At 56.2% G+C, this 14103-nt stretch carries 11 protein-coding genes; 2 read left to right on the forward strand and 9 right to left on the reverse strand.

Features of this window, described 5'->3' with window-relative positions:
* Positions 1–16: 16 nt before the first annotated feature.
* From glgX to ROR01S_RS21945, 8 genes are all read right to left on the reverse strand, one after another.
* Entirely contained in the window at positions 17–1993 is a 1977-nt protein-coding gene (glgX, locus tag ROR01S_RS21910; protein ID WP_064359880.1) for a glycogen debranching protein GlgX, read from the reverse strand.
* Positions 1990–4176 (reverse strand): 1,4-alpha-glucan branching enzyme, encoded by a 2187-nt coding sequence (gene glgB, locus ROR01S_RS21915; protein ID WP_004868525.1) that lies wholly within the window; start codon positions 4174–4176, stop codon positions 1990–1992. Before glgB ends, glgX begins: the two co-directional genes overlap by 4 nt.
* Before the next feature lie 247 nt (positions 4177–4423).
* Positions 4424–5530 (reverse strand): aspartate-semialdehyde dehydrogenase, encoded by a 1107-nt coding sequence (gene asd / locus ROR01S_RS21920; RefSeq protein ID WP_004868528.1) that lies wholly within the window; start codon positions 5528–5530, stop codon positions 4424–4426.
* A 425-nt stretch (positions 5531–5955) separates the two neighbouring features.
* Positions 5956–7296 (reverse strand): gluconate transporter, encoded by a 1341-nt coding sequence (gene gntU / locus ROR01S_RS21925; RefSeq protein ID WP_015585601.1) that lies wholly within the window; start codon positions 7294–7296, stop codon positions 5956–5958.
* Complete coding sequence (gene gntK / locus ROR01S_RS21930) at positions 7296–7826, reverse strand: gluconokinase (RefSeq protein WP_004868532.1); 531 nt, start codon at positions 7824–7826, stop codon at positions 7296–7298. The genes gntU and gntK overlap by 1 nt, the downstream gene beginning before the upstream one ends.
* 185 nt (positions 7827–8011) lie before the next feature.
* Positions 8012–9007 (reverse strand): gluconate operon transcriptional repressor GntR, encoded by a 996-nt coding sequence (gntR, locus tag ROR01S_RS21935; protein ID WP_004868533.1) that lies wholly within the window; start codon positions 9005–9007, stop codon positions 8012–8014.
* 113 nt (positions 9008–9120) lie between these two features.
* Positions 9121–9816 (reverse strand): quercetin 2,3-dioxygenase, encoded by a 696-nt coding sequence (gene yhhW / locus ROR01S_RS21940; RefSeq protein ID WP_004868535.1) that lies wholly within the window; start codon positions 9814–9816, stop codon positions 9121–9123.
* Between the two features lie 121 nt (positions 9817–9937).
* Positions 9938–10975, reverse strand: coding sequence for an oxidoreductase (locus tag ROR01S_RS21945; protein ID WP_004868536.1), 1038 nt, complete (start codon positions 10973–10975; stop codon positions 9938–9940).
* A 357-nt stretch (positions 10976–11332) separates the two neighbouring features.
* Between ROR01S_RS21945 and yhhY the strand changes: the two genes are divergently transcribed.
* On the forward strand, positions 11333–11809 hold the full coding sequence (gene yhhY, locus ROR01S_RS21950; protein ID WP_160873408.1) for an N-acetyltransferase: 477 nt from the start codon (positions 11333–11335) through the stop codon (positions 11807–11809).
* A 97-nt stretch (positions 11810–11906) separates the two neighbouring features.
* Here the strand turns inward: yhhY and ggt are convergent, their stop codons facing one another.
* On the reverse strand, positions 11907–13649 hold the full coding sequence (ggt, locus tag ROR01S_RS21955) for a gamma-glutamyltransferase (protein WP_004868538.1): 1743 nt from the start codon (positions 13647–13649) through the stop codon (positions 11907–11909).
* Between the two features lie 119 nt (positions 13650–13768).
* Here ggt and ROR01S_RS21960 point away from each other — a divergent pair, with 119 nt between their 5' ends.
* Positions 13769–14095 (forward strand): DUF2756 family protein, encoded by a 327-nt coding sequence (locus ROR01S_RS21960; RefSeq protein ID WP_044347742.1) that lies wholly within the window; start codon positions 13769–13771, stop codon positions 14093–14095.
* Positions 14096–14103: the final 8 nt, after the last annotated feature.

Raw genomic sequence — 14103 nt, forward strand, 5'->3', positions numbered from 1 at the left:
CCGGAAGCTTCAGGGCTTACGACCTTTGAAATACGCACACTCCGTGCGCGGGCCCATGCCAGACAGCCATGACGACCGGATTATCCTCTCCGGCGAAAGGAGGAACGGCGTGCCACTCCCCCTCAGGTAACTCCATATGCGCCACCTCTGGGGTGGCATTCACCGTCATTAACCAACGGCCAGACAGCAAAATTTGCAGACGCGCGGTGCCGTGCTGCCATTCATCGGCAGTTAACGGTTGCGCATACTGGTTTAGCCAAACAACGTTGCCGTCCCCTTCCTGCCACCAGCGGTTACTGGTTAATGCCGGTATGCATCGACGCAGGTGAATGAGCGCGGCGGTAAATGCCGTCAGCCCGCTATTTGCCTGGTTCCAGTCAAGCCAGGTCAATGCGTTGTCCTGACAATACGCGTTATTGTTGCCGTGCTGGCTATGACCATGCTCGTCACCCGCCAGCAGCATCGGCGTGCCCTGTGCCAGCAGCAGCGTCGAGAGCAGGGCATGAACGCTGTCCCGGCGCCGCTCAAGCACATCAAGACTGCCCCCTGTTCCCTCTATACCATGATTGCTGCTGTAGTTATTGTTAGTCCCATCGCGATTCTCTTCACCATTCGCCTCATTATGTTTCTGATTGAAACAAACGCAGTCGCGCAGGGTGAAGCCATCGTGGGCGGTGATCAGATTCACCGCCGCCGCGGGCTGGCGACCGTTACGCTGAAAGAGATCGCTGGACGCGGCAAAACGCCGGGCAAACTCGCCCAATGAGATGCTTTGTTGTAACCAGAAGCGCCTGGCGACATCGCGAAAATGGTCATTCCATTCGGCAAAAAGCGGCGGGAAGTTTCCCACCTGGTAGCCGCCGGCGCCAATATCCCAGGGTTCGGCAATCAGCTTCACGGTCGCCAGCTGCGGATCGTTACGGATCGCTTCAAACAGCGGCGCATCCTGGCGAAATTCCGGCGTGCGTCCCATCACCGAGGCTAAATCAAAGCGAAAGCCATCGACGTGGCACTCATCGACCCAAAACCGCAGACACTGGCGGGCATACTCCACCACGTCCGGCTGGCTGAGATTGAGCGTATTTCCGCAGCCGGTCCAGTTGTAGTAATCCCCGTCTTCTCTGATCCAATAATAGTTACGGTTATCGATTCCGCGCAAAGAGAAGGTCGGTCCTTCCAGATCAATTTCAGCACTGTGGTTCAGCACCACGTCGAGGATCACTTCGATCCCCGCCGCATGCAGCGCCTTTACCGCATCGCGAAACTCATCCAGCGCACGCGCAGGCTCGCTGGCATAGCGCGGATCGAGCGCGTACATCGCCATTGGGTTATAGCCCCAATAGTTGCTTAATCCCATTCTCTGCAGGCGCGGTTCGCTGGCGAACTGCGCCACCGGCATCAGCTCCAGCGCCGTAATGCCGAGGGTCCTGAAGTAATCGATCATCACCGGATGACCCAGCGCTTTATAGGTGCCGCGAATCGACTCCGGCAGCCCGGGATGCAGCCAGGTCAGCCCTTTAACATGGGCCTCATAGATAACCGTTTCACCCCAGGGGGTTCCCGGCGGCGCATCGTTCTGCCAGTTGTAACGCAGATCCACAACCTGCGACTTTGGCGCAATCGCCGCGCTGTCACGACGATCGGGAGAAAGATCGCCGCCGTGGAGACGCTCATCATCGGGCAGTACGCCCTCAACCCGATGACAGCACGGGTCGAGCAGCAGCTTGGCCGGATTAAAGCGGTGCCCCTGCGCCGGATCCCACGGCCCATGCACACGGTAGCCGTAGAGCAGACCCGGCCCGGCGGCAGCAAGCCAGCCGTGCCAGATATTGCCCGTGCGCGCGGGTAAATCGAACCGCTGCTCATTGCCCTGGGCATCAAATACGCAGAGTTCAACCCGCTCGGCATGGGCGGAAAAGAGGGTGAAATTCACCCCCTTTCCGTCATAGCTTGCACCCAACGGCGAAGGTTTTCCGGCCGCCAGTGTCGTCATTCTGCCTCCCGTACCAGCCAAACGGTCGCCAGCGGCGGTAGCGTAATCGAGAGAGAATGCTCACGCCCGTGGCTGGCGATGGCTTCGCTTTCCACGATGCCGCCGTTACCGGTGTTGCTACCGTGGTAGTGCATCGAGTCGGTATTCAGTTCTTCACGCCAGCGCCCCGGCTGGTTAATCCCGAAACGATAGCCGTAGCGCGGCACCGGCGTGAAGTTGCTGGCAACGATAATCTCATTGCCGGCCTTATCGCGACGGACGAAGACAAATACCGAGCGCTCATGATCGTCCACCACCAGCCATTCAAAGCCGTAGGGGTCAAAATCCAGCTCGTGCAGCGCTTTATGGTGGCGATAGGTATGGTTCAGATCGCGTACCAGGCGCTGGACGCCGTGATGCCAGTTATCGCCGCCTTCCAGCAGATGCCAGTCAAGGCTACCGTCGTGGTTCCACTCCCGCCCCTGGGCAAATTCGTTGCCCATAAACAGCAGTTTTTTCCCCGGGAAGGCAAACATCCAGCCATAGTAGGCGCGCAGGTTGGCAAACTTCTGCCAGGCATCGCCGGGCATCCGGTCAAGAATCGATTTTTTGCCGTGAACCACTTCATCGTGTGACAGCGGCAGCACGAAGTTTTCGGTGTAGTTGTAGAGCATCCCGAAGGTCATCTTGTCGTGATGATGACGACGATAGATGGGATCGAGCTTCATGTAGTCGAGGGTGTCATGCATCCAGCCGAGGTTCCATTTGAACCAGAAGCCAAGACCGCCCGTCGAAGACGGTCGTGAAACCCCGGCGAAGTCGGTAGACTCCTCCGCCATCGTGACCGCTCCCGGCGTCTGTTCACCGAGCACACGGTTGGTATTGCGCAGAAATTCAATCGCTTCGAGGTTTTCCCGGCCGCCGTACTCATTGGGCACCCACTCCCCCTCTTTGCGGCTGTAGTCGCGGTAGATCATTGACGCAACCGCATCCACGCGCAGGGCGTCGATCCCGAAGCGCTCAATCCAGTACAGCGCGTTCCCGACCAGGAAGTTGCTGACTTCCCGACGACCGTAGTTGTAGATCAGCGTATTCCAGTCCTGGTGATAACCTTCTCGCGGGTCGCTGTGTTCATACAACGCGGTGCCGTCGAACGATGCCAGCGCAAAGTCATCCGACGGGAAGTGGCCCGGCACCCAGTCGAGAATCACGTTCAGACCCGCGGCATGGGCAGCATTCAGGAAGTAGCGGAAGTCTTCACGGGTACCAAAACGGCGGGTCGGCGCGTACAGCCCGGTCGGCTGATAGCCCCAGCTGCCGTCGAACGGATGTTCGTTTACCGGCAGCAGCTCCAGATGGGTGAAGCCCATCCACTTCGCGTAGGGCACCAGCTGATCGGCCAGTTCACGGTAGCTCAGCCAGAAGTTGTTATCGGTATGGCGACGCCAGGAGCCCAAATGGACTTCATAGATCGAAATCGGCGCATCAAACTGGTTGGCCTGCTTACGGGACTGCGGCTGTTCGACCTTTTCCGGCAGGCCGCAGATAAGCGACGCGCTTTCCGGGCGCATTTGCGCTTCAAAGGCATAAGGGTCGGACTTCACGCGCAGATGGCCGTGGGCGTCAATCAGTTCAAATTTATACAGCTGGCCATTATGCGCGCCGGGCACAAACAGCTCCCAGATGCCGGACTCTTTGCGCAGGCGCATCGGATGACGGCGGCCATCCCAGTAGTTGAACTGTCCGACAACGGAAACCCGACGGGCGTTCGGCGCCCAGACGGAAAAGCGCGTGCCGGTGACGCCGTCCATCGTGTCGGCGTGTGCCCCCAGCGTTTCATAAGGCCGTAGATGAGTGCCTTCTGACAGCAGCCAGACATCAAGATCCTGCAGCAGCGGACCAAAGCGATAAGGGTCGTCAATCAGGTTTTGCTGACCGTGCCAGGTGACGGCCAGCTGGTAACGAAAAGGATTTTTTCGGCGCGGCAGTACGCCGCTAAAGAATCCGCGTGAGTCGAGGCATTCGAGTTTGCCGACTTTGCGCCCGGTTTTCGGTTCAATAACCCATACATCGGTGGCATCGGGTAATAATGCGCGCACTTCCAGACCGGCATCGGTTTGATGCATTCCAAGTACGGAAAAGGGATCCGCAAAATGGCCAGAAATAAGCGCATTAATCACGTCTCTATCGATACGATTAGACATGGTTTCATCCTGTTGTAAGTGTCGCCCTTTCCTGTATCTGGCGACTTTTTTTGACCTGAACGGTGCAGCACACTGTGCATCCTTCTGCTCCGTCCCACCTTCAGGTAAGGCAACGTTGTCGTTCCTTACTTAAAGCATAGCCAAGGCTGTCTTACCTCCGTTGGAAAAAATCTAACATCCGCGTTTACTCCTTGTATTACGCAAAAAAAAGGAGGTGTAAAACACCCCCTTTTGGTTCATCCCGTTATCAAGCCAGCTGGCGCAGCATGCGTCGCAGCGGCTCGGCAGCGCCCCACAGGAGCTGGTCACCGACGGTGAAAGCCGACAGATATTCCGGCCCCATATTCAGCTTACGCAAACGACCCACCGGCGTGGTCAGGGTGCCGGTGACGGCAGCCGGGGTCAGCTCACGCATTGTAATATCACGATCGTTCGGTACGACTTTGGCCCACGGGTTGTGTGCGGCCAACAGTTCTTCAACGGTCGGGATAGAGACATCTTTTTTCAGCTTGATGGTAAACGCCTGGCTGTGACAACGCAGCGCGCCAACGCGTACACACAGGCCATCAACCGGAATCACTGACGAGGTGGCGAGAATTTTGTTGGTCTCAGCCTGTCCTTTCCACTCTTCACGGCTCTGGCCGTTATCCAGCTGTTTGTCGATCCATGGGATCAAACTGCCTGCCAGCGGCACGCCAAAGTTATCAACCGCCAGGTCGCCGCTGCGGGTCAGCGCCGTCACTTTGCGTTCGATATCCAGAATGGCGGACGCCGGATTCGCCAGCTCTGTCGCCACGTGGCTATGCAGCTGGCCCATCTGGGTCAGCAGTTCGCGCATGTGACGCGCCCCGCCACCGGATGCCGCCTGGTAAGTGGCCACGCTCACCCACTCCACGAGATCCTGGGCAAACAGGCCGCCGAGGGACATCAGCATCAGGCTGACGGTACAGTTGCCGCCAACAAACGTTTTCACGCCATTATTCAGACCGGCGGTAATCACATCCTGGTTTACCGGATCAAGAATAATGATGGCGTCGTCTTTCATGCGCAGCGAAGAGGCGGCGTCAATCCAGTAACCCTGCCAGCCGCTCTCACGCAGCTTCGGATACACGTCGTTGGTATAATCCCCGCCCTGGCAGGTCACAATAATGTCCAACGCCTTCAGCGCGTCCAGATCAAACGCGTCCTGCAGCGTACCGCCGGTGCTACCACCAAAGGATGGAGCAGGCTGCCCCAGCTGAGAGGTGGAGAAAAAAACAGGGCGAATGGCGTCGAAGTCGCGCTCTTCAACCATGCGTTGCATGAGTACAGAGCCGACCATTCCGCGCCAGCCGATAAAACCAACATTTTTCATAACGTATTTCCTGGGAGATGTGTGCTGTTTGTGCCTAGCCAGTTTCCTGCTGGATCATCCCTCACATTACAAAATGCTGCTAAAGTCGCAAGTGAAATTAATCAATGATTGCGCAGCAATCAGAAAAGCAACTTATTGAACGCAGCTTCTGCCGACATCGGTACCCAGAAAAACCGCAAAGATTATCGGGGAAATAACCGCAGGAAGGGAATATTTTCCGCCGCTTTTTTATTGATCTGGATTATGGATCTGCGCAGAAATCTAGCGCTATCGCGCCGGTGGGGAAAGCGGAGAAAACCAGGTCTGATGCGGCCTTACGAGAGGTAATCCTTTCGTCTCATCGCTCAGCAGAGAGGTTTTTTTGCGGGATTGGATGGGCGATTTGCCCGGCCTCGCGTCGCTCGGCCGGACACGCTCAGCGGCGTTTAGCTTAACAACGTAAACGCGATCATACCGACGATGGCACCGGTGGTGCCGAGGATAGTTTCCATCATCGTCCAGGTTTTCAGCGTCTGCGCTTCGGTAGCGCCGGTAAATTTCCCGAACAGCCAGAAACCGGCGTCGTTCACGTGGCTCACCACGATGGATCCACCCGCGATACAGATGGAGAGCGCCGCCATCTGCGCACCGCTGTAGTTCAGCTGCTCGATGACCGGCATGACCAGCCCCACCGCCGTTAAACAGGCGACGGTCGCAGAACCCTGGATAATACGCACCGCGGCCGCCAGCACGAAGCAGGTAATGGCGATAGGCAGCCCCATGCCCGTCAGCGCTTCACCGAGCGCCGGGCCCACGCCGGAGTCAACCAGCACCTGTTTGAAGACGCCGCCGGCACCGATAACCAGCAGGATAATCCCCGCAGGCTGCAGCGCATGACCGCAGATCTCCATCACCCGATCTTTCGCCATCCCCTGACGTACCGCCAGACCATAGATAGCCACCAGACACGCGACCAGAATCGCGGTGAACGGATGGCCGATAAACTCAAACCATTCGTAAGCGCTGGAGCCAACCGGCACAAAGCGCGCGGCGATTGTTTTCAGCCCCACCAGCACCAGCGGCAGGAGAATCAGCGACAGGCTAAAGGCAAAGGACGGCATCTTGCCTTCACCCAGGCTTGGTTCGCTAATATCGTCAGGAATATGCAGCTCAACGTAACGGCTGATGAAGTTGCCCCACAGCGGCCCGGCGATAATCATTCCCGGAATCGCCGCGCACAGACCAATCAGGATCATCCAGCCAAAGTCAGCATGCATTTGCGATGCCAGCAGCATCGGCGCGGGCCCGGGCAGCAGGAACGCCGCCGCGGCCGCCACGCCAGCAAACAGCGGGATAACCAGTTTCACCAGGTTGGTGCCGGTATGGCGCGCCATGGAGAAGGCCACGCTGATCAGCAGCACGATCGCCACTTCGAAAAACAGCGGCAGCGCGCAGATAAGACCAGCGAGGCCAATCGCGTAATGAGCGCGGCTGTGGCCGAAAGATTTCAACATCTTCACGGCAATCTGATCGACAGCGCCGGTTTCATGAAGAATCTTGCCAAACATCGCCCCAAGTGCCACGACGATCGCCAGGAAGCCCAGCGTCCCGCCCATCCCTTTTTCCATCGTCGCCGCAATTTTATCCAGCGGCATTCCGGAAAAGAGACCGGCACCAATAGAAACCACCATCAAAGCCACGAAAGCATGCATACGCGCCTTCATGACTAAAAACAGCAGCAGCAAAACGGAGCCTACTGCTGTTAAAACAAGCGTTAATGTACTCACTAGTTACTGCCTTTGTTGATCACCTCAATGGTGCTCGCGACCACGCCTTCCAGCGATTGATCAATATCGACGATTAAGACATCGCCTTCGTCTGCGCCAGGTTCCTGCAGCGTTTCAAACTGGGTCACCAGCATCTGGGTTTTAAAGAAATGGCCTTTACGCGCTTTCAGACGGCTTTCAATCAGGTCGAAATCGCCTTTCAGGTAGACGAAAGAGAGATTCGGGTTGCCCTTGCGGAGAATATCGCGATAGCTCTTTTTCAGAGCGGAACAGACGATCAGCGAAACTTTATTTGTACGCTGCATGGCAAAAGCGGCGTCGTTCAGCGCCTGCAGCCACGGCGTACGATCATCGTCGTTTAACGGCTCGCCGGAGGCCATCTTGTTGATGTTGCTACGCGGATGCAGAAAGTCACCATCGAGAAACGCGGCATGCAGCTGATGCGCCACTTCGCTGGCGACAGCGGATTTACCACTGCCGGAAACGCCCATCAGGACATAGACGTGGTGATCATGGTTAGTCGTGCTCAAAGCTTCCTCCCACTGGACACATATACGAAGCCGTACTGGCTGCAAGAATACAGCGTGAAGACTCGTATACAGATTAATTGTTACGGGTAACTGTTATCGGTAACATTGTCATGCCGGACTTAGCGATAAGCAATCACCATTCGTGCCAGGAATGAATATGTGTGATCTACTTCAAACTTGTCAGTCTAAATTGATCCGCCCGGTGACAATGTGAAACCTAAATCTAACATCTTCGGCGTCACGACTTCACCCCGAATACGGGCCAGCAGCCGTTCGGCACCAATGCGTCCCATTCGCTCACGCGGGGTCAGCACGCTGGCCAGTCGGGGCTCCATCACCTGACCAATATCATGGCCGTGGAAACCGGCGATCGCCATATCGTCCGGAATTTTCAATCCCAGGCGCTGACACTCAAAGGCGGCACCGACCGCAAGGTCATCGTTGGTACAGAAGATGCCATCGAGCTGCGGATATTCGCGACGCGCCTGGCGCATCAGCTCTATCCCTGACGAATAGGACGAAGATTGTTCAACCATCACGCTATACGGCGTCATGCCGGCATCGCGCATCGCCTGTTCGTAGCCCTTTTGCTTGATGATAGTACGTTCATCAAGGCGCGCCCCCAGATAGGCCACGTGGCGATGGCCGCGGGCAATAATTGCGGCGGTCATCTGGCGTGCGGCATCAAAGTTATCAAAACCGACGGCGATATCGAGGCACGGCGACTGACTGTCCATCAGCTCAACCACCGGGATACCGGCAACTTCGATCATTTTCAGCGTGCGAGGGGTATGGGTACGTTCGGTGAGAATCAGGCCATCAATGTTCCATGAGAGCATAGATTCGAGACGCTTTTCTTCCATTTCCGGCTTATAGCCGTAGTGCGCGAGCATCGTCTGGTAGCCGAAGGCATCGGTGACGCTTTCAATCCCACGCAGCACTTCCGAGAAGACCTGGTTGGTCAACGAGGGCAGCAGCACACCAATGGCGCGGCTGGTGGCATTAGAGAGGATATCAGGCGCACGATTGGGAATATAACCCAGTTCATCGAGAGCAGCGGCAATCTTGCCACGCAGGGCCTCGGAAACCTGTTCCGGGTTACGTAAAAAGCGACTGACCGTCATTTTGGTCACGCCGACAAGATCGGCTACATCCTGCAGTACGGGTCTTTTCTTTTTCATCGTCCTGACTGTGATAACGGGGAGACATTTTCCCAGTTTATCACGGACAAAGCGCAACCTTCCCAAACATCCGGGAAGGCTGCGCAATTTATTTAAACATCTTCAGAACTGAATCAGACCGGCGGCAGATCGAACAGCAGGATCTCGCTATCGCTGTCAGCGTGTACGGAAATCGCCTGCTCGTCCCAAATCGCCAGGCCATCGCTGGTGGTCGCTTTGGTTCCGTTAATCGTCACCTCGCCTTTCACCACCTGGATCCACACGCGGCGTTCCGCGGCAATCTGATGCACCGACTGTTCATCTTTCAGCAGCGCCCAGCGGTACAGTTCCATATCCTGGTGCACTTTCAGTGAACCGTCACGGGCATCCGGCGACAGAACCAGCTGTTTGCCCTGCAGAGCATCAAAGCGACGCTGTTCGTAGCGCGGAGTGATGCCGTTTTCTTCTGGCATAATCCAGATCTGGTACAGATGCAGTTTTTCTGTATCGCTTGGGTTGTACTCGGAGTGACGAACCCCGGTACCTGCGCTCATGATCTGGAACTCGCCCGCCGGAACCTGCTCTTTGTTACCCATGCTGTCCTGGTGTTCAACCGCCCCTTCCAGCACGTAGGTCAGGATTTCCATATCTTTGTGCGGATGGGTACCGAAGCCCTGACCGGCATCAATCACGTCATCATTGATAACCCGCAGCGCCGAGAAGCCCATAAAGTTCGGGTCATAATAGTTAGCGAAAGAGAAAGTATGCCAGGAATCCAGCCAGCCGTGGTTAGCGTGACCGCGTTCATTAGCTTTGCGTAAGTAGATCATGTTGCACCCCCGTATGTTTTCGATAGAGTCAGTGTGGACTCAATCTGCTCACGATCATAGAGGGTGAAAATTGACTCCTCTGTTCAAAAAATATGAATGACTACAAAGGAGCCAGGAAGGCTTATTTATCTAAGGTTATCGTGGCCGGAGAGGGCTGTTCAAACCCGCGCCCGAGGATCTCCATATTCGTGAGAACGTCAGATTCCTTGACGTAATTTGGCTGACCGTTAACGAGGGTTTCATACAGCGCATCATAGACCCGCCCATAGTCGCCGGTTTCAATTGGGATCTCTTCCCGCACGGTTTCACCCGCCTCATTGACGTACTCCAGCAGGCCAAACGTATCGTCCGCGCCGAATCCTGGCTCACCCGGCATAATATTGGCTTTCAGGCTGGTTTCCTGCCGATCGATACCATATTTGATAAAGGAGCCTTTATGCCCGTGGACGGTAAACCTCGGGTACGCCAGCTTCACCAGGTGGCTGGTTTTGGCAATGGCCTTCAGGTCGCCGTAGAACAGCTGGGCTTCAAAGGTGTCATCCGGATTGGCTTTGTTGCGCAGGCTGCGGATGTCATAAGCCACGTGGTCCGGGCGGCCAAACAGCGAGATGAGCTGATCCAGCGTATGCACACCAAGACCGTAAAATGTTCCATCCTGCGGCACTCCGGGCTGTGTTTCTGCCACCGGGCGATAGAGGTCAAAATGGCTCTCAACCTCCACGATCTCGCCCAGTTTGCCGCTCTCAATCACCTTTTTCATCGTCAGGAAACAGGAATCAAAGCGGCGGTTCTGGTATGGCGTCACCGTCAACCCCCGGCTCTTCGCCAGCGCAAAGAGCGACTTTGCCTCAGCTAGCGTGGAGGTAAACGGTTTTTCTACCAGCACATTTTTACCGGCCTCCAGCGCCCGCTTTGCATATTCGAAATGGCTGTCCGCATGAGTACAGACAATCACCAGTTTTACCTGCGGGTCGTTGAGCACATCGTCGAGATCGCTGGTGAAATGAATATGAGAATACTGCGGCGCCTGCTCCTGCGGCTTCGCGCTGCGGCGATAGATATGCGCGACGTGCCAGCGGTCTTTGCGGTGCAGAACATAAGGAAGATGGTAGCGGGTGGTGCTTTTGCCAAACCCAATAAACGCGCAGTGCAGAGTCATAAAGCCGTCCTTTGTTGAGGTTTCTGCTGCTAACCATAGCGCACCCCGGCGACGAACTTAACTCTTAACCTATTCAGGATGGTGGAAATGTCCGGCAAAAAAAGCCAAAAAAAAAGCCAGCACCTGGCTGGCTAAAGTAATACTGGAAGCAATGTGAGCAATGTCGTGCTTTCAGGCTTTCCGCAAGGGTCTCCCTGAATGCAGGACAATAATAATCATTCTCATTCGCACTTGTCTACCTCTTTTTGCAAAAATTAGCCGTTGACGCATTTTTTAAAGTCAGGGATGTTTAAAAGGCCAATAAAGGGGATCAAGACCGCGATGCCGCGGCACAGGAGAAGAGAAATGAGTGACATAGTGATACGCCACGCTGAACCGCGCGATGCAGAACCTTTACGCCAGCTGACGGCCCACCCGGAGGTCTATCACGACACACTACAACTTCCTCATCCCTCGATGGAAATGTGGCAAGAACGTCTACAGCCCAGGCCACACAGCCACCATCTGGTCGCCACTCTTGACAATGGCGTCGTCGGTCACCTGATGCTCAGCGTCGAGCCGCGACCTCGCCGGAGCCACGTTGCCACCTTCGGAATGAGCGTTGACGCAGCGTTCCACGGGCGTGGCGTGGGCAGCGCGCTGATGCGCGAAATGATTAACCTGTGCGATAACTGGCTGCGGGTCGAGCGCATCGAATTGACGGTATTTGCCGATAACGCCGCCGCCGTTGCCGTCTATCGCAAACACGGTTTTGTCGTCGAAGGGACCGCGCGGAAGTTTGCCCTGCGTAACGGCGAGTATGTGGATGCGCATTTCATGGCGCGCCTCAAGTAACCGCTAAATATGGCCCGGTGGCGCCACGCCAGCCGGGCCCGTGATTCTGCATCATCTGTAGGCCGGGTAAGGCGTCAACCGCTACCCGGCACATCAATCAGTATCCCGCCGTCAAATCACCGGGCGAGCGCGGATCGGACGCGCCATACAGCGTCCCGTCCGGGCCGACCATAATGCTCTGGGTACTTCCCATCGCCTCTTTCAGCGCCACTTTCTGCCCTTTCTGCTCCAGCAGCTTCAGCGTATCCGGGCTAAACCCCTTCTCCACCCGCAGCTCATCCGGCAGCCACTGATGATGGAAGCGCGGCGCGTTGGTGGCTTCCGCCACGTTCATACCGAAATCGATGGTGTTGACCACCATCTGCAGTACGGTGGTAATGATGCGGCTACCGCCCGGACTGCCGGTCACCAGCCAGGTTTTCCCCTCCTTCACCACGATAGTCGGCGACATCGACGACAGCGGACGCTTTTTCGGCCCGACGGCGTTGGCATCACCGCCCACCAGCCCGTAGACATTCGGAACGCCCGGTTTCGCCGAGAAGTCATCCATCTGGTTGTTCATCAGTATCCCGGAGCTACCCGCCACAATACCGGTCCCGAAGGTAGTATTCAGCGTATAGGTGACCGCCACCGCGTTACCCTCTTTATCCACCACCGAGAAATGGGTGGTCTGGTTACTTTCATACGGTGCCAGCTTGCCCGGACGAATCTGGCTCGAAGGTTTGGCTTTGTTGATATCAATCTGTTCAGCAATCGATTTGGCGTAGGCTTTGTTGGTTAGCGCCTGCCACGGCACTTTGACGAAGTCCGGATCGCCGAGATACTCCGAACGGTCGGCATAGGCATGTTTTTCGGCTTCCGCCATCACCTGCATGGCGTCTGCACTGCCGAAGCCATATTTATGCATGTCGAAGTTTTCGAGGATATTGAGGATCTGTACGATGTGGATCCCCCCGGACGAAGGCGGTGGCATCGAAAACACCTGATAACCGCGATATTCGCCGCTTATCGGCGTACGCTCGACTGCCTTGTAGCCGGCAAGGTCGGCTTTGGTGATCAGGCCGCCGTTTTTGTGCATTTCGTCGGCAATCTGATCGGCAATCGCCCCTTTATAAAACGCATCCGGGCCATGCTCCGCGATCAGCTCAAGGCTTTTGCCCAGCTGTTTTTGCACCAGCTTGTCACCTTTCTTCAACGGCTCGCCGTTTTTCCAGAAGATGGCTTTACTGTTCGGGTGACTGGGGATGACTTCACTCCCGTAGGTCTTCAGATCGTCGGCCAACGCATCGTTCACCGTGAAGCCCTCTTCCGCCAGCTTAATCGCCGGACGGATCACCTTGTTCAGCGGCATGGTGCCGTATTTTTCCAACGCTAATGAGAAGCCTGCCACGGTGCCCGGCGTACCAGAAGCCAGATGTGAAGTGAGCGATTTTTTGCTGTCCGGGTTGCCCTGATCATCAAGGAACATATCCCGGGTGGCCTGCTCAGGCGCCATTTCGCGAAAATCAATCGCCGTCGTTTTACCGTCTTTGGTACGCAGCATCATAAACCCGCCGCCGCCAATATTACCGGCCTGTGGATGCGTAACCGCCAGCGCATAGCCCACGGCCACCGCGGCATCGACGGCGTTGCCCCCCTGACGCAGAATATCCACCCCGACGCGGGTCGCCGTCGCATCTACCGAGGCCACCATCCCCTCCCGGGCACGAACCGGGTGAAAGACATCTTCTTCGACACCATAAGAAACGGGCGGCGGGGTGGGATTTGCGCTGACGGCAAAACTTCCGCCGGCCAGCAAAGCAGCGATGACCACCTGACGCCAGGAACGCGTGTTTATCATTGTCTTACTCCTGAAGTGTTTTTTTCCCCGCTTAAGCCTGGTTGATAAGTCCTAAAAAATCATTGTTATGCTGAAAAGGAGGTACACTTAAGTGATCCCACGCACGGGAGGAGAGAACCATGAAAGCACTATTATTTCTGGCGGCGCTGCTGCCGCTGAGCGTCCTGGCGCAGCCACTCAACACCACCAATAATCCCAATCAGCCGGGGTACGTCATCCCCAGCCAGCAGCGGATGCAAAATCAGATGCAGGTGCAACAGCAGCAGCACCAGAGCATGCTGAAGCAGGATATGCAGAGCCAGACGCGCGCCCAGCAGCAGCATCTCCAGACGCAGCTCAACAACAACCAGCAGCGGGTCATCCAGAGCGGTAATTTGAATTCGTCCCAGCAGATGTTGCCGAATAATAATAACGGAGGGATGTTGCAGCGGCAGACGACACCATAACGGCCGTC

It is taken from the genome of Klebsiella ornithinolytica NBRC 105727 = ATCC 31898, from assembly GCF_001598295.1.
In the GTDB taxonomy this organism is placed as follows: domain Bacteria; phylum Pseudomonadota; class Gammaproteobacteria; order Enterobacterales; family Enterobacteriaceae; genus Klebsiella; species Klebsiella ornithinolytica.